15 protein-coding genes are annotated in these 15787 nt (G+C 67.1%); 3 read left to right on the top strand and 12 right to left on the bottom strand.

From position 1 onward, the window contains the following. Positions 1-192 precede the first annotated feature (192 nt). Complete coding sequence (locus ABIB28_RS02910; protein ID WP_354286227.1) at positions 193-1848, top strand: inorganic phosphate transporter; 1656 nt, start codon at positions 193-195, stop codon at positions 1846-1848. Between the two features lie 43 nt (positions 1849-1891). On the opposite strand, the gene rsmD is transcribed toward ABIB28_RS02910, so the two are convergent. Together rsmD and ABIB28_RS02900 are read right to left on the bottom strand one after the other, a co-directional pair. Then, positions 1892-2440 (bottom strand): 16S rRNA (guanine(966)-N(2))-methyltransferase RsmD, encoded by a 549-nt coding sequence (gene rsmD, locus ABIB28_RS02905; protein ID WP_189675085.1) that lies wholly within the window; start codon positions 2438-2440, stop codon positions 1892-1894. A 1-nt stretch (position 2441) separates the two neighbouring features. Then, entirely contained in the window at positions 2442-3575 is a 1134-nt protein-coding gene (locus tag ABIB28_RS02900; RefSeq protein ID WP_354286224.1) for a pseudouridine synthase, read from the bottom strand. Positions 3576-3858: 283 nt separating this feature from the next. On the opposite strand from ABIB28_RS02900, the gene ABIB28_RS02895 reads away from it, so the two are divergent. Together ABIB28_RS02895 and ABIB28_RS02890 are read left to right on the top strand one after the other, a co-directional pair. Next, positions 3859-4290: a response regulator gene (locus tag ABIB28_RS02895; protein WP_133188990.1), complete on the top strand. Its 432-nt coding sequence runs from the start codon at positions 3859-3861 to the stop codon at positions 4288-4290. 98 nt (positions 4291-4388) lie between these two features. Then, positions 4389-5705 carry an AmpG family muropeptide MFS transporter gene (locus ABIB28_RS02890; protein ID WP_354286222.1) on the top strand — a complete coding sequence of 439 codons (1317 nt, stop codon included), beginning with the start codon at positions 4389-4391 and terminating at the stop codon, positions 5703-5705. Between the two features lie 5 nt (positions 5706-5710). Here ABIB28_RS02890 and ABIB28_RS02885 read toward each other — a convergent pair whose 3' ends face one another. The 10 genes from ABIB28_RS02885 to ABIB28_RS02840 form a co-directional block, all read right to left on the bottom strand. Continuing rightward, positions 5711-6172, bottom strand: coding sequence for a DUF6628 family protein (locus ABIB28_RS02885; protein ID WP_354286220.1), 462 nt, complete (start codon positions 6170-6172; stop codon positions 5711-5713). Between the two features lie 70 nt (positions 6173-6242). Continuing rightward, positions 6243-7580, bottom strand: a complete 1338-nt coding sequence (locus ABIB28_RS02880; protein ID WP_354286218.1) for a bifunctional folylpolyglutamate synthase/dihydrofolate synthase — start codon at positions 7578-7580, stop codon at positions 6243-6245. A 166-nt stretch (positions 7581-7746) separates the two neighbouring features. Then, complete coding sequence (accD, locus tag ABIB28_RS02875) at positions 7747-8607, bottom strand: acetyl-CoA carboxylase, carboxyltransferase subunit beta (protein WP_354286216.1); 861 nt, start codon at positions 8605-8607, stop codon at positions 7747-7749. Further along, complete coding sequence (gene trpA, locus ABIB28_RS02870) at positions 8604-9401, bottom strand: tryptophan synthase subunit alpha (protein ID WP_133188981.1); 798 nt, start codon at positions 9399-9401, stop codon at positions 8604-8606. Before trpA ends, accD begins: the two co-directional genes overlap by 4 nt. A 130-nt stretch (positions 9402-9531) precedes the next feature. After that, positions 9532-10761 carry a tryptophan synthase subunit beta gene (trpB, locus tag ABIB28_RS02865; RefSeq protein WP_354286213.1) on the bottom strand — a complete coding sequence of 410 codons (1230 nt, stop codon included), beginning with the start codon at positions 10759-10761 and terminating at the stop codon, positions 9532-9534. 184 nt (positions 10762-10945) lie between these two features. Then, positions 10946-11584 (bottom strand): phosphoribosylanthranilate isomerase, encoded by a 639-nt coding sequence (locus ABIB28_RS02860; RefSeq protein ID WP_354286211.1) that lies wholly within the window; start codon positions 11582-11584, stop codon positions 10946-10948. A 20-nt stretch (positions 11585-11604) separates the two neighbouring features. Then, positions 11605-12279 (bottom strand): orotidine-5'-phosphate decarboxylase, encoded by a 675-nt coding sequence (gene pyrF / locus ABIB28_RS02855; RefSeq protein ID WP_354286209.1) that lies wholly within the window; start codon positions 12277-12279, stop codon positions 11605-11607. Then, a complete protein-coding gene (locus tag ABIB28_RS02850) occupies positions 12276-12599 on the bottom strand; it encodes a hypothetical protein (protein WP_133188973.1) in 324 nt (107 codons plus the stop codon). Before ABIB28_RS02850 ends, pyrF begins: the two co-directional genes overlap by 4 nt. 56 nt (positions 12600-12655) lie before the next feature. Further along, entirely contained in the window at positions 12656-14953 is a 2298-nt protein-coding gene (locus ABIB28_RS02845; protein ID WP_354286206.1) for a patatin-like protein, read from the bottom strand. After that, positions 14953-15645: an endonuclease/exonuclease/phosphatase family protein gene (locus tag ABIB28_RS02840; RefSeq protein ID WP_354286204.1), complete on the bottom strand. Its 693-nt coding sequence runs from the start codon at positions 15643-15645 to the stop codon at positions 14953-14955. The genes ABIB28_RS02845 and ABIB28_RS02840 overlap by 1 nt, the downstream gene beginning before the upstream one ends. Positions 15646-15787: the final 142 nt, after the last annotated feature.

Genomic DNA, 15787 nt, shown 5'->3' with positions numbered 1-15787 from the left:
TGCACCCGGCATCGCCTACCGGAGTCGACGCTCGCGGTGAATCCTCGAGGTCGCGCCGGGCTACGAGCCGACCGTTGCTTGAAATAGCGCGATTTTCCGGGCGCTGGCTCCCGACTCGGCGGCACCGATGCGGCACGCGAGCCGCGCGCTGTCATCATACCGTAACAGAACCCAGCGAAGGCCTTAGGGGACATGGCGACCACCTTTCTCGCGTCCCCCGAATCGGCGACGGACGCATCGCATGGGCCACGGCTCGACCATAAACTGCATCCTGCGGGGCGCTGGATCTTCTTCGGCGTGCTGTTCGCCGGGATCGCCTATGCCGCGTACAGCATCTTCACCGACACCGCGAACGTCGGCGAGGGGCTGGCGCTCGGCACCTTCGCGTTTCTCGGGCTCGCGCTGCTGATCGCGCTGGGGTTCGAATTCGTCAACGGCTTCCACGACACTGCCAATGCCGTCGCCACCGTCATCTATACCCACTCGCTTCCCGCACCCGTGGCGGTGGTGTGGTCGGGATGCTGCAATCTGCTCGGCGTGCTGCTGTCGAGCGGGGCGGTCGCCTATACGATCGTCACGCTGCTGCCGGTCGACCTGATCCTGCATGTCGGCAGCAACGCCGGGTTCGCGATGATCTTCGCGCTGCTGTTCGCCGCGGTGCTGTGGAATCTCGGCACCTGGTATGTCGGGCTCCCCAATTCGTCGAGCCATGCGCTGATCGGCTCGGTGCTCGGCGTCGGCTTCGCCAACCAGCTGATTGCCGCGAACACCGGCGGCACCTCGGGGGTCGATTGGTCGCAAGCGCTCAACGTCTTCAAGGGGCTGTTCTTCAGCCCGCTGATGGGCTTTGGCGGTGCGCTCGCGCTGCTGTGGCTGATGAAGCGCGTCATCCGGAACCCCAAGCTGTATGCCGAGCCCGAGGGCCAGACGCCGCCGCCGCCGGGGATCCGTGCGCTGCTGATCGGCACGTGCACCGCGGTGAGTTTCTTCCACGGCAGCAATGACGGGCAGAAGGGCATGGGCCTCATCATGCTCATCCTGATCGGCTGCGCGCCGACCGCCTATGCGCTCAATCGCACGATGCCCGAGCGCGACATGCCCGCCTTCGTCCAGACCGCCAACCAGGCTGCCGGCGCATTCCGCGCGCATGCTGGCGATGCTCCGGACGGGACGGTGGACGCGGCGCGCACGACGCTGACCAAGGCGCTGCGCGTGCGCGAGGTGCTGTCGCCGCAGGTGTTCGGCGCGATCGATACGCTGTCACGCGACGTCAGCCAGCGCATCGAGGGCTATGGCACGCTGCAGAAGGTGCCCGCTGCGGCGACGCCCAATTTGCGCAACGACATGTATCTCGCGCTCGATACGATCAAGCTCGCGGTCAAGGACAAGGACAAGGCGGCGAAGACCTTCGCGCCGGCCGAGCTCAAGGCGATCAACAGCTACGCCACCAATCTCGAGCATGGCACGCGCTACATTCCGTATTGGGTGAAGATCATCGTCGCGATCGCGCTCGGGCTCGGCACGATGATCGGCTGGAAGCGGATCGTCGTCACCGTCGGCGAGCGGATCGGCAAGACGCATCTGACGTACGGCATGGGTGCCGCTGCCGAAATCGTCGCTGCGGCGACGATCGCCGGGGCCGATTTCATCGCGGTGCCGGTGTCGACGACGCACATCCTGACGAGCGGCGTGGCGGGTGCCTCGGTGGCGAATGGCGCCGGGCTGCAAATCACGACGCTCCGCAACATGGCGCTGGCGTGGGTGCTGACGCTGCCCGCGGCAATGGCGCTGTCGGGCGGGCTGTACTGGCTGATGCTGACGCTGTTCGGGCTGTCGCATCACGTTTGAGCTAATCTAAAGCCCCTCCCCTTCAGGGGAGGGGCTTATCTGTTCAAGCCCGCCGCAGCAGCGTGATCCGCGCCTTGCCGTGCACGCGGCTGACGTCCTCGACGAACCCGGCCACCTCGACCAGCTCGGCCTTGGCGGTCTCGATGCTGATCCACGTCGCCTCGCCGATCCACCCCAGCCGGTTGAGCTTGTCGAGCGCAACCGCGCCCGCGCCGCTGTCATAGGGCGGGTCCATCACGATCAGATCGAGCGGCTTGGCGGCAAGCCCCAAAGCCAGTACCGACTGCGCACGGACGTCGGCGCCGATTTCCTTCGCGCCGCCCAATTTGGTCAGGTTCACGCGCAGCGCGTCGAGCGCGGGCTTGTCCTGCTCTACGAAGATGCACGACGCGGCGCCGCGCGACAGCGCCTCGATCCCGAGCGCGCCCGAGCCCGCAAAGAAATCGGCGACCGCCAATTCCTCGAAGCTACCGACGCGGCTGGTGAGCATCGAGAACAGCGCCTCGCGCACGCGATCGGCAGTCGGGCGAGTCGCGTCGCCCTTGGGCGCGACGAGCGGGCGGCCGCGCCATTTTCCGGCAATGATGCGCATCTTACTTCCTGGTCCGGCTCTTGTGAATCTTCACGCGCGCCGGCTTCGACGGCGCGGCGCGCGCCTTGCCCGCGGTGCGCGGCGTCGCCTTGGCGGGTTTGCGCTCGGCGGTCTCGGTCGGCGTGGCGGTGCGGCCCGGCTTGGCGCGGACGTTGCGGCCGAGCTCGGGGCTGAACACCTTGGGGCGCTGGCCCGGCGCGATCGCGCGCGGGGCAACGGGTTCGGTGCCGGCCTTCGGCTTGGCGTCGTAGAAGCGTTTCACCTTGGTCGCCTTGGTCAGCACGACCGGATCGCGGCCGGGCTGCGCCTGGCGCGTCGGTTCGGCGAACGCCGCCTTGTCGGCGCGGTTGGCCGAGGTCTTGGTGATGCGCCGCGCGGGCTGCGGCTTAGGCGTCGGGGCCTTTGGCGCGGACGGGATCTGCTGCATTCCGCGTTGTTGCGGGCGCGGCTTCTCGACCAGCTTGGGGGCTTCGCCGCCGCCTTTGCGCGTCGGATCCTTGCGGAAGCTGACGACGTCGTGCTGCTTGACCTCGCCAATCTCGCCGACCGCGAGATCCCCCAACAGAAACGGGCCGTAGCGCGTACGGATCAGCCGCGAGACCTTGAGCCCGAGATATTCGAGCACGCGGCGCACTTCGCGATTCTTGCCTTCGGTCAGGATCATTTCGATCCACACGTTCGCGCCGGTGCGGCGCTCGAGATTGGCGTTGATCGAGCCGTAGCGAATGCCCTCGATCTCGACGCCGTGGATCAGCTCCTCGAGCTGCTCCTGCGTGATCGGGCCGTAGGCGCGGGCGCGGTACGCACGCTCGACGCCGGTGGCGGGCAGCTCGAGCTGGCGCTTCAACTCGCCATCGGTGGTCATGAGGAGCAAGCCCTCGGTGTTGAGATCGAGCCGGCCGACGGGCACGAGCCGCGGCAGATCGTCGGGCAGCTGGTCGTAGATCGTCTGGCGCCCGGCGGGATCGCGCTCGGTGACGAGCAGGCCGGGCGGCTTGTGATAGAGGAACAGCCGTGCAGCGGCTGGCGCGGCGATCGGCTCGCCATCGACGGTCACACCAGTGAGCGAGTGCAGGATCGTCGCCGGCGTATCGAGCACGACGCCATCGAGCGCGACGCGCCCCTCGGCCATCATGCGTTCGACTTCACGCCGAGACGCGACGCCGGCGCGCGCGAGCAGTTTTGCGATCCTCTGTTCGTCTTTGGGTCGCGTCGAAGGTCGCGGGGGCTCGTTCGAGCGGTCTATTGGGGTAGGGGGCTTGGACACACTCGCCTGATACCCAATTTATCTCATGTTGTGCGCACAAAATAATGTGTGCCCAATCTCGTAGCCGCGCGTTAAGGCTCGGATGCGTAACGAGGGCGGTGCGCACGCCGCCATTGTGGTGGCCCCAGAAAAAAGACGGGTATTTCCTGCGATGCTTTTCGCGAAGAAGAAGCGGCGGATTTCCAACCTCTTGCTTGTCGAAGACGAGCCGTTGGTGGCGTTCGACACCGAGCATTTCCTGCGCGATGCCGAATATTCTGTGGTGGCGACGGTCGACCGCGTCGCCGATGCGCTTGTGGTCATCGGGCGCGAGCGCGAGATCGATCTGGTGTTGGTCGACATCAGTTTGGCCGATGGCAGCGGACTCGACGTCGCGCGCGCGGCGCATGGCGTCGGCGTGCCGGTGCTGTTCGTGACGGGCTCTTGCCCCGAGGGCGGGCGTGAAGTCGCCGCAGGGTGCCTGGCGAAGCCCTATGCGCAGCGTGATTTGCTTGCGGCGATTGCCGCAATCGAAGCCGTGCTCGAGGGGAAGAAGCCCAAGCGGATGCCCAACGGCTTCAGTTTGTTCGTGACCGTAAGCTGATCGCTCGCCCCGGTCCGTGACGGGGTGACGATTGGGAGGTTCCTCCGACGTGATTTACCGCTAGTCTCGCGCTTTAACGAGCAAGGGGCGAGTGACGAATGGATGCGGTGACCGGGCGCGACCCGAATTGGTGGGACGGTGTCCGGCCGTATCTTGAAAAGGCACCGCTCGCCGCGCTGGCATTGGGGATCTCGTCGGGCTTCCCGTTCGCGATGATCGGCGCGACGCTGACGACGCGGCTGGCGCAGAGCGGCATCACCAAGTCGACGGTCACCGCGTTCAGCCTCGCCTTCCTGGTCTACAACCTCAAATGGATCTGGGCGTGGGTCGTCGACGGCGTCCACCTACCGCTGATCGGGCGGCTCGGACAGCGTGTCTCGTGGCTGATCGTCGCCGGGCTGCTGGTGATGGCGGCGGTCGCCAACCTCGCTTTGGTCGATCCAAAGGCTGATATTTACGCGACTGCGATCGCAGCGATCCTGGTCGGCGCGGCGGGCGCGACCTTCGACATCGTGATCGACGCGTATCGCATCGAAATCCTCGAGCCGCGGCAATTGGGCGTCGGCTCGGGCATGTCACAATATGGCTGGCGGCTTGGGTCGGCGGGCGCGGGGGCGCTCGCGTTGGTCGTGGCGGCGCGCTTCGGCTGGTCGAACGCCTATCTGCTGTGCGGCCTGTTCGCGCTTCCCGCGATGATCGCGGGCCTGCTCTACGGCGAGCCCGCGCGGCACCGCGAGCCCGATGCACGCGGCGGGATCGCCAATCTCGGCGCGTCGATCATCGGGCCGTTCGTGCAGTTCTTCCAGCGGCAGGGCGCTTTGCTCGTCTTGCTGTTCATCCTGATCCACAAGATCGGCGACACGCTCGCCAATCTGACCTTCCGACTGCTGTTCGACTCGCTCAAATTCACCAATGACGAGATCGCCTTTTACGACGTGTGGATCGGCTTCCTCGCCTATCTCGTCGGGATCTTCATCGGCGGGTTGATCTATACGCGGCTGGGCATGAAGCGCTCGGTGCTGATTTCGCTCGTGCTGATGATGGTGTCGAACCTCAGCTTTGCCGGGCTGGCGATGGCGGGGCATTCGAACCTCGGCATGGCGGGCGCGATCGGCTTCGAGAATTTCTCGAGCGGGATCGGCGGCGTCACCGTCGTCGCCTATTTCTCGGCGCTGACCAATTCGCGCTTCACCGCGGCGCAATATGCGCTGATCTCGGCGGCGACGAGCATCGTCGGGCGCGCGGTGACGGGCACCACCGCGGGCGGCCTGATCGACGCGATGGGCTATGTGAACTTCTACCTGCTGACGACGGTCGCGGCGCTGCCGGGCGTGCTGCTGTTCTGGTGGATGAGCCGCAAGGGGCTGATCGACGCCTCGGTCGGCGAGACCGAGGATGCGCAACCGGCCGGCTGACAGCGTCACGCCGTAACGGGTCGCCCGGCATCGGCGAACGCCTGCGCCAGCGCGGTGATGCTGGCGAGCACGCCGTCCGGGCGACGCACGCCGATCAAGTCGCCGAGCAGCAGCCGTGCGGTTTCGGGGGCGGTCTCGGCGCGGGCGACGATCGTCAGGATCGCGGCCTCGGCGCTCGTCATCCGCAGACAGCAGCACGGCGCGATCGCGATCGGGCAAATCGCGGAATGCGCGAGGTCGGCCATCATCGTGCGCAGCAACAGCAAGGGCCGGCGAAACGCTGCGCCAAAGCTGTGAAACAACGCCTGCGCGCCGTGCGCGTCGTTGAGGCCGTTCGCGCCGAGCCGGCGGAACGCGAACAGCAGCAAGCGCGCATTCGGGTCTTCCGGCATCGCATTCGGCAAGCTGGCGGCGAGCGCCGACGGGCGCTGTGCGGGGCTGGGCGAGGGGGCTGGGCTGAGACTCATGAGGGGATGCTCCGTTACTGGGAGCATCCTCTGGCATTCGCTATTGCAAGTCAATCGCAATAAAAAAGCGTCAGTCTGGCGCCTCGAGATTCGCCGAAAGCGCTTCCCCGGCGAGGTAGAGCGAGCCCAGAATCAGCACGATCGGCGGTTCCGCCGGATCGGCGATCGTCGTGATGTCGCGCAACGCACCCGCAATATCGGCGCTGGTATGGGCTGCGATCCCGAGGTCATGCGCAACCGCGGCGAGCGCAGCGGGCGCGTGATGCTCGTGGTTCGGGACGGGCACCGCGTGAAGCGTCGTCGCCAGTCGCGCGAACGGGGTGAGCAGCCCGACCGGATCCTTGTTCGCGAGCATGCCGAGCACGAGATGCACTTCGCTTCGCCCGACGGCGGGATGCGCAATCGCGTCGAGCGCTGCCGCGATCGCCTGTGCTGCGGCGGGATTGTGCCCGCCGTCGAGCCAGAGCTGGCTGCCTGCTGGAAGCTGGTCGAGCAGCGGGCCGGGGTGGAGCCGCTGCATCCGCGCGGGCCAGTGCGTCGTCTCGGCGGCGATGCGATAGGCGTCGGCGGGGATTGTCAGAGCGCTCTGGTGGCGCAGCAGCGCTATGGCGAGCGCAAGGTTCTCGGGCTGGTGCGGGCCCGCCATGCGCGGCAGCGGGGTTTCGATCGTCCCATTGGCGTCGGTATAGATCAGGCGATCGCTTTCCACCGTGAAGTGCCAGTCGTCGCCCGCGGGCGCTGGCTTGGCTCCGGCCGTCCGCGCGACCGCAGCGACGCGTTTTGCGATCGGCGCGGGATAGCGCATCGTGACGAGCGGAACACCGGACTTGGCGATCCCGGCCTTTTCGCCCGCGATCTCGCCTAGCGTTTCACCGAGAAAGCTCTGATGATCGATCCCGAGTTGCGCGATCCCGGTGACGATCGGCGCCGGCACCACGTTGGTCGCATCGAGTCGGCCGCCAAGCCCGACCTCGATGATGCACACGTCGGCGGGCGTGCGGCTGAACGCGAGGAAGGCGGCGGCGGTGGTGACTTCGAAGAAGCTCGCCGTCAGGTCGGCGGCGTGATCGAGCACTTCGGCGAGCAAGATCGCGAGGGCGTCGTCGGTGATGAGGGTGCCGGCGAGGCGGATCCGCTCGTTGAAGCGGACCAGATGGGGGCTGGTGTAGACGTGCGCGGTAAGCCCCGACGCTTCGATCGCCGAACGCAGGAACGCGCAGGTCGAGCCTTTGCCGTTCGTGCCCGCGACATGGATCACAGGGGGCAGGCGGTGGTGCGGATTACCGAGTCGGTCAAGCAGCGCCGTGATGCGCTCGAGCCCAAGGATGTCCGCGCCGGGGGAAAGCGACCAGAGCCGGTCGAGCTGGGCTTGGACCGCTGAGTCGGTGGAAGTTGCGTGATCGGGCATTTCAACTCCTCCACTCCCGCTTGCGGGAGGGGGTAGGGGGTGGGCGCGCGCTATCAGCAAACGATACGCGCGTTGAGAGCGCTAGCCCACCCCGGCAGGCGTAGCGCGCGTGCATAGCGCGCCAACCCCCCGGCCCCTCCCGCAAGCGGGAGGGGCGTTGGTTGCGCTACGCAGCGATCTTCGCGCCGCACAGATAGTCGATCAGGCTCGCCAGCGTCGCGCGCAGGTCGCGGCGATGCTTGACCATGTCGATCATGCCGTGCTCGAGCAGATATTCCGCGCGCTGGAAGCCGTCGGGCAGCTTCTCGCGTATCGTCTGCTCGATCACGCGCTGGCCGGCGAAACCGATCAACGCCCCCGGCTCGGCGATCTGGACGTCGCCGAGCATCGCATAGCTCGCGGTGACGCCGCCCGTCGTCGGATCGGTCAGCACGACGATATAGGGCAGCCCGGCATCCTGCAGCATCGCGATCGCCACTGTCGCGCGCGGCATCTGCATCAGGCTGAGAATGCCTTCCTGCATCCGCGCGCCGCCGGCGGCGGTGAAGATGATGTACGGGCAATTCTCCTGGATCGCGGTCTCGACGCCGCGGATGAACGCCTCGCCGACCGCAAGTCCCATCGATCCACCCATGAAGGCGAAGTCCTGGACGCCGATCACCGCCTTGCGGCCCTCGATCGTCCCGCGCGCCGTGATCAGCGCATCGCCTTCCGACGTTGCGACGCGCGCGGCCTTGATTCGATCGACATAGCGCTTGGTGTCGCGGAACTTGAGCGGGTCGTCGGGCACCTTGGGGAGCGGCACGATCGTGTAGCTGCCTTTGTCGAACACATATTCGAAGCGCAGCAGCGGCCCGATGCGATCATGATGGTCGCAATGCGGGCAGACGTGGAGATTGTCCTCGAGCTCCTTGTGGAACGTCATCGTCCCGCAGCTCTTGCACTTGTGCCACAGATTGTCGGGCGTTTCTTTCTTGACGGGGACGACATAGGCGAGCGCGTTGCGGACGCTGGTGAGCCAGCTCATGCGGGAACTCCTTCGCGGGCGGTGCGGATCGCCGCCGACAGGGACTGGATATAGGCGCGCACGGCGTGCGGCGCTGCCGCGCCATGTTCGGCGACGAGCTCGACGATCGCCGAGCCGACGACGACGCCGTCGGCGACCTTGGCGATTGCAGCGGCCTGTTCGGGCGTGCGCACGCCGAAGCCGACCGCGACGGGGAGGTCGGTATGCGCCTTGAGCCGCTTGACCGCTTCGTCGATCGAAGTCTGCGCCGCCTGCTGCAGCCCGGTGATCCCGGCGACCGAGACGTAATAGAGGAAGCCGTTCGCGCCATCGAGCACGACGGGGAGGCGGGCAGCGTCGGTGGTCGGCGTAGCGAGGCGGATCGGCGCGATGCCCTTGGCGCGCAGCGCGGGGCCGAGTTCGGGGTCTTCCTCGGGCGGGATGTCGACGCAGATCACGCCGTCGACGCCCGCTGCATGCGCGGCGTCAGCGAACCACGCGCCGCCACGGATCGTCATCGGATTGGCATAGCCCATCAGGACGAGCGGGGTATCCGGGTGGCGCGCGCGGAAGTCGGTCGCGATCGCGAGGATGTCGGCGGTGCGCGTGCCGGCGAGCAAGCTGCGGATGTTCGCCGCCTGGATCGCGGGGCCATCGGCCATCGGATCGGTGAACGGCATGCCGAGCTCGATCACGTCGGCGCCGCCCTCGACGAGCGCGTCGAGGATCGCAGGCGTCGGGCCGTCACCGGCGGTGACGAAGGTGACGAGCGCGGGGTGGCCCTTGGCGAAGGCGGCGGCGAGGCGGTTACTCATCGGTCGTCACCCCGGCCTTGTGCCGGGGTCCACTGTGCAGCGAGCGCAACGCAAGAGTGTCGGACTGGGGAGTTTGCGGCTTGGTGGACCCCGGCACAAGGCCGGGGTGACGATGCCTTCTGGACGGCGCTCATAGCGCCACCCCGAGCGCCTCGGCGACGGTGAAGATGTCCTTGTCGCCGCGCCCGCACAGGTTCGCGAGGATGATCTGGTCACGGTCCATTTCGCGCGCGCGCTTCGCCACCGCGGCGATGGCGTGGGATGGTTCCAAAGCGGGGATGATGCCCTCGGTGCGGCACAGCAGCTGGAACGCATCGAGCGCCTCGGTGTCGGTGATCGAGGTGTATTCGACGCGGCCGATCGAGTGCAGCCAGCTGTGCTCGGGGCCAATGCCCGGATAATCGAGCCCGGCCGAGATCGAGTGCGCCTCGGTGATCTGGCCGTCCTCGTCCTGCAGCAGATAGGTCTTGTTGCCGTGGAGGATGCCCGGCGCGCCGCCGGCGAGCGACGCCGCATGCTCCTTGTCGAGCCCGCGACCCGCGGCTTCGACGCCGAGCATCATGACGTCGCTATCGTCGAGGAAGGGGTGGAACAGCCCGATCGCGTTCGACCCGCCGCCGATCGCCGCGACGAGCATGTCGGGCAGGCGGTTGATCCGCGAGAGCATCTGCGCGCGTGCCTCGATGCCGATCACGCTTTGGAAATCGCGCACCATTTCGGGATAGGGGTGCGGGCCGGCAGCGGTGCCGATGATGTAGAAGGTGTCGTGGACGTTGGCGACCCAGTCGCGCATGCCCTCGTTCATCGCATCCTTGAGCGAATGCGATCCGCTCGTCACCGGGCGGACTTCGGCGCCGAGCAGCTTCATGCGGAACACGTTGGAGGCCTGCCGCTCGATGTCCTTGGCGCCCATATAGATGATGCACGGCAGGCCGAAGCGCGCGCAGACCGTCGCGGTGGCGACGCCGTGCTGGCCAGCGCCGGTCTCGGCGATGATCCGCGTCTTGCCCATGCGCATCGCGAGCAGGATCTGCCCGATGCAATTGTTGATCTTGTGCGCGCCGGTGTGATTGAGCTCGTCGCGCTTGAACCAGATTTGCGCGCCTTTGCCCTCGGGCGCGGATTCGCGCAGCGCTTCGGTCAAGCGCTCGGCGTAATAGAGCGGGCTCGGGCGGCCGACATAATGTTCGAGCAGATCGTCGAACTGCGCCTTGAAGGCCGGGTCGGCCTTGGCGGCGCGATAGGCGGTGTCGAGCTCGAGCACGAGCGGCATCAGGGTCTCGGCGACATAGCGGCCGCCGAAGTCACCGAAATGGCCGCGCTCGTCTGGCTGGGTGCGGAAGGAGTTGGGAGCGTTCATGCCGTGCCGTTTAGCACCTGGCGCGGGCGTGTCGAGCCGGGTGCGGCGTAAAGCCCGCTCCCGCCTTCGCGGGGGAGGGTTGGGTGAGGGTCTTCTTCTCGAGGCGTGATGCGCGGAAAAACGACAGAAGATAGAAGACCCTCACCCAACCCTCTCCCATGAAGGATGGGAGAGGGCTTTAAGATCAGAGGTCGCTTACCGCCTGTAGGAACGCGCGGATTTTCGTGACATCCTTGATCCCCGGGGCGCTTTCGACGCCCGAGGAGACGTCGACCAGCGTCGCGCCGGTCATCGCCACCGCCTCGTGCAGATTGACCGGATCGAGCCCGCCCGACAGCAACCACGGCAAGGGATGCCGGAAGCCCTCGAGCAAGCTCCAGTCGAACCGCACGCCCATCCCGCCGGGAAGCGCGGCACCGGGCGGCGTCTTGGCATCGTAGAGGATCCGATCGGCGACGCCGCCATAGGTCGCCGCCTCCGCCAAATCGGCGCGCGTCCGCACCGCGACCGCGCTCCACAGCGGCAGGCCGGTCCGCGCCTTGATCGCGGCGCTGCGCGCAGCCGGGGTCTTGTGGAGTTGCAGCACGTCGAGGTGCCCAGCCGCGATCGCGCGGTCTAGCAACGCGTCATCGGGATCGACGAACACCCCGACACGCTGGACATGCGCTGGCACGCGCGCCGCGAGTTGTGCGGCACGATCACGCGATAGCGTACGGGGCGACGGCGCATAGAACACGAATCCGACATGGCTCGCGCCGCCGTCGATCGCGGCGTCGAGCGTTTCGGGGGTCGAGAGACCACAGATTTTCGCGCTGATCTGCATGACGGTTCCTCAGCGCTTGCTCAGAGCGTCGCGGCGATCGCGCGCGCGGCCGCGTCGGGATCCTCGGCTTGCGTTAGCGGGCGACCGATCACCAGGATCGACGCGCCCGCGTCGATCGCTGCGCGGGGGGTGACGACGCGCTTCTGGTCACCGACCACGCCGTCGGCGGGCCGTACACCTGGCACGACGAAGAAACCTCTGGGCCAGAATCGATGTGCGGCGGCGACTTCCTCGCCCGAGCAGACCACACCATCGACACCCGAGTCACGCGCGAGTTCGGTCAAGCGCAGCACCTGTTCGTGCGGGTCGCCCATGCAGCCGATCGACTTAAGGTCGGTTCCGTCGAGGCTCGTCAGCGTCGTCACCGCGACCACCTTGGTGCCCACAGGCGCCGCTGCCTTGGCATCCTCGAGCATGGCGCGTCCACCGGCGGCATGGACCGTGAGGATCGCCGGCGCGAGATCGCGCAGCGCCATGATCGCCTTGGCGACGGTGTTGGGAATGTCGTGGAGCTTGAGGTCGAGGAAGATCGGCAGGCCGAGCTCGGCCATGTCTCGCACGCCGGCGCGGCCATTGGCCATGAAGAATTCGAGCCCGAGCTTGATCCCGCCGACATGGTGGCGAAGCTTGCCCGCCATCGCGTGCGCCTTGGCGAGATCGGGCGTGTCGAGCGCGACGTAGATGCGGTTGCTCATGCCGGGTCGACCGGATGGACGACGACGAAGGATTCGGGGCTGAGCGTCGAGACCGGCACGGGTGCCGCGGTGACGCGCAGATCGTGCAGCGCACGCTCGGCTGCGGTGAGGCGGTTGCGCAAGCGCCAGCGCAACGTCGAATGCCACAGCAGCGTCGGCACGAGCCCGGCGAGGAAGGTCAGCAGCAGCAGCAGCGGCAAATTGACCAGCGCTTCCATCCCGCCCCACAATTTGATCGGCACGCTGGTCCAATTGCCGAGCGTAAAGACCGCCGCAATGAAGGCGAGTAGACACCAGAAGAGGATTTTGAGGAACTGCATGACGGCAGCGTAATGGCAATGCGGTGGGTTGCCAACCTGCCGCGTCGTTCGCCGCCTCAGCCGATCTCGCGGCGCAGTGTCTCGAACAGGCCGGGGATCGCGGTCAGCTTCTCGGCTTCCTCGTCGAGGATTGCGAGGAACGCCGCGCGTTTGATCGCGGCGGTGCGTCCAGCCTTGAGCGTCATGCCCGGTTCGAGCGCTGACAGGACGATGTCGATCATCCGTTCGGCGCCGTGCAGCCGGCCCCACAGATAGTCGTTCTCACGATAGGCGCGACTGAAGAACGCACCGAAGCTGTTGAACTGGATGCCCTTCAAACTTGCTTCGGCGCCGCCGCTGCGAATGCTCGCGGCATCGTCGGGGCAGATCCGATCGACCTTGATCGGGTCGAATTCGTCGAGCCCTTCGCCCTGCAGCAGCGGCAGCGTCGCGACATCGAAATAGGGAAAGCCGAGATAGGTCAGCAGGATCGGCCGCTTGATGTCGCGACTGAGCCCGGCGAACGCCGCTGCCAGGCGCGCCTCGGTGCGGCTGTCGAGCGCCTTCAAGTCCATCGCCGTGCCCAGCGCGTCGAGCAACGGTCCGGCATCGCCGCGCAAGCCCTGCACCGCGTCGCGCAACGCGCCGTAGCGGTCGGTCCGCTTGCGCTCCAGATATTCGGCAAGGCTTTCGTAGATCGCTTCTCGGATCCCGGAGAGTTCGGCCTCGGGCTGGTCGCCCTCGAGATCGGTGATGCGGCGCGCGAGCAGGCGCAGCCGACGCAAGCGAAAGCCCAGGTCGAAGGTGCGCAGGAAACCGATCGTCGCGCGGCTCGCTCCGCCGGCGAGGCTCGATTGCATATCGTCGAACCCGCGCGCGCTGACCGCCTCGGCGATATGCCCGCGGATCCGCCGCCAATGCTGCCCGCCGGGCTCGCCGCCGGCATGGTACAGCAAGTCGGTGATCGCCTCGACCACGCCGTTGATCTTGAGATGGCCGTACGCGGCATAGCCATAGCCCGCGCTCTTGGCGGCGGCGGCTTGCGCGCGGCGGCGCCATGTCGCGAGCCGTGCCGCAGTCGGCGAATCGAGGAACAGCGTGTAGCCAAACAGCGCCTCGACTTGCTTTTCGACCTCGGGCCGGATCCCCGCGATGATCGCGCGCATGCGCTCGATCTGGCGCGAGCGCGTGGCGATCTCCTCGAGATTGTCGCGGATCGGCTGCGCGCGCGGCAATTCGGTGACCGCGCCGAGGATCGTCTGGAAGAAGCCCGGGACTTCGCTCCGCGTCGCACCGAACACCAGCGCGCCGCGCGGGTTGGGGTCGATATAGACGAAGCGCCGATCGACCTGGCGGCGCGCCGGACGCTCGCGCAGCGCTTCGATCGCGGGGCGGAACGGCGCGTTGTTGAGCACCGAGCCATCAATCAGCACCGCGCTTTCGGCGGCGTTCACGGCAAATTGCCGCGGCAGGATGCGCTTGAGGAAGGCGGCGCGGCCCGGCCAGCTGGCCTTGCGCGTTTCGAGGACGCGATCGAGTTCGCCGACCATGAAAGGCGGGAAGGCCCCCGGAAAGCTCGACGTCGCGCGCCCGGCAAAGGCGAGCTCGGCAGGGTCGGCGAGCGTCTCGCCGGCGATGCCGTGGTCGCTGAACGGGACGATCACACGGTGCTCGGTTTCGACCACTTCGGGTGGCGAATTGAGCGTCAGCCGTTCGGGATGGCCACGGAAGTCGGTGACGGTGACGAACAGGTCGAGCGGCTGACCCGGGGGGAGCAGGCGCGGTTCGCGCGGTGAGGCGGCCATCGCTGCGAGCGCATCGAGGATCAGCCCGGTGAAACGCTCGCCGCCAAACGGCGGTTCGAACCAGCGCGAGCGGATGAAATGCGAAAGCTTGGCGCGGACTTCCTCGCGCTCGCCGGGCTCGACGGTCTGGTCGATATCCTCGCCATCGCGCCGCCCCGCCATCCAGGCGAGCGGCAGCGCCCAGACCTTGGTGAAGCGGTGCGTCGGCGCTTGCTTGGGATCGACCAGCGCCTCGATATCGGCCGAATCGAGCCAGAGCTGGGTGAGCGGTTCGAGGCTTTGGCCAGTGCTGATCGCCTGGCCCAGAAAGATGCCGTTGATCCCGCCCGCACTCGCGCCGGCGATGATGTCGACGAGCACGCGCAGCTTGAGCCCGGTCTCGGCCTCGATTTCTTCGAACAAGGCGAAATAGACCGCTTCGCTGCCCGTCGCCGCAGCCGAGTCGCCCGCGTGGAAGGCGCGGCTGGCCCGCGCGAGCCGCCAGATTTCCTTGGTGATGCCGTGCATGTAGACGGCAAGGCTGATGCCGCCATAGCAGACGAGCGCGAGGCGGAGTTCCTTCTCGCGCATCACTCGGGGTCCAGCACCGCCCAGATCGGCAGATGATCCGAGGCGCGGCGCGCGATCACGCTGGCATGCACGCCGTAATCGACGACGCGAAAGCCGCGCGTCATGATCCGGTCGAGTCGCCCGACGGGGCGGCGGGCATGGAAGCTCGGGCCGGTCGGGACGCTCGGATAGTCGCGTCCGAAATCGTGCAGACATCCGCCGGCCGGGGTCCATTCGTTGAGATCGCCCATCAACACCGTCGGCAGGCGTGCGGGGCATCCGTCGATATGCGCGAGGATCGCGCGCGCCTGCTTGCGGCGCCACAGCCCCGACAGATCGAGATGCATCCCCAGCACGCGGATCGGCGTGCCGTTCGCGACGACATCGGCACGGATCGCGCCGCGCGGCTCGAGCGCCGGGATATGCAGTGTCGCACAGCTTTGCACCGCGGCCTCCTTGCGAAGGAGCAATGCGTTGCCGTGAAACCCCATGCTCGCGCGGTCATGGCCAATCTGGATCGCGCGCCAGGGGCTATGCTCGTCCATCAGACGCTGCGGGATGATGCGCGCCTTGGTGCCGAAGCGGCGATCGGCCTCCTGCAACGCGATCACGTCTCCGCCGATCTCGTGCAGCACGTCGAGGATGCGCTGCGGGTCGCGCTGCCGATCGAGCCCGATGCCCTTGTGGATGTTGTAGCTGACGACCTTGATCATGCGTCGGCTGTTCGCAGGGCCGGACCGATCGAACGCTGGTGATAGGAAAACTGGTCGATCATCGTCCATCTAACGCAATTGGCACATCGGGATGAGCGCACGATGTATAGCGCGAAGCGCTGGCGGAGGTAGGTGTTCCATA

The sequence above is a fragment of the Sphingomonas sp. UYEF23 genome (genome assembly GCF_040546165.1).
GTDB classification, from domain to species: Bacteria; Pseudomonadota; Alphaproteobacteria; order Sphingomonadales; family Sphingomonadaceae; genus Sphingomonas; species Sphingomonas glacialis.
The sequence above is the reverse complement of the archived record's forward strand: the minus strand, read 5'-3'. Positions and strand labels throughout refer to the sequence as shown.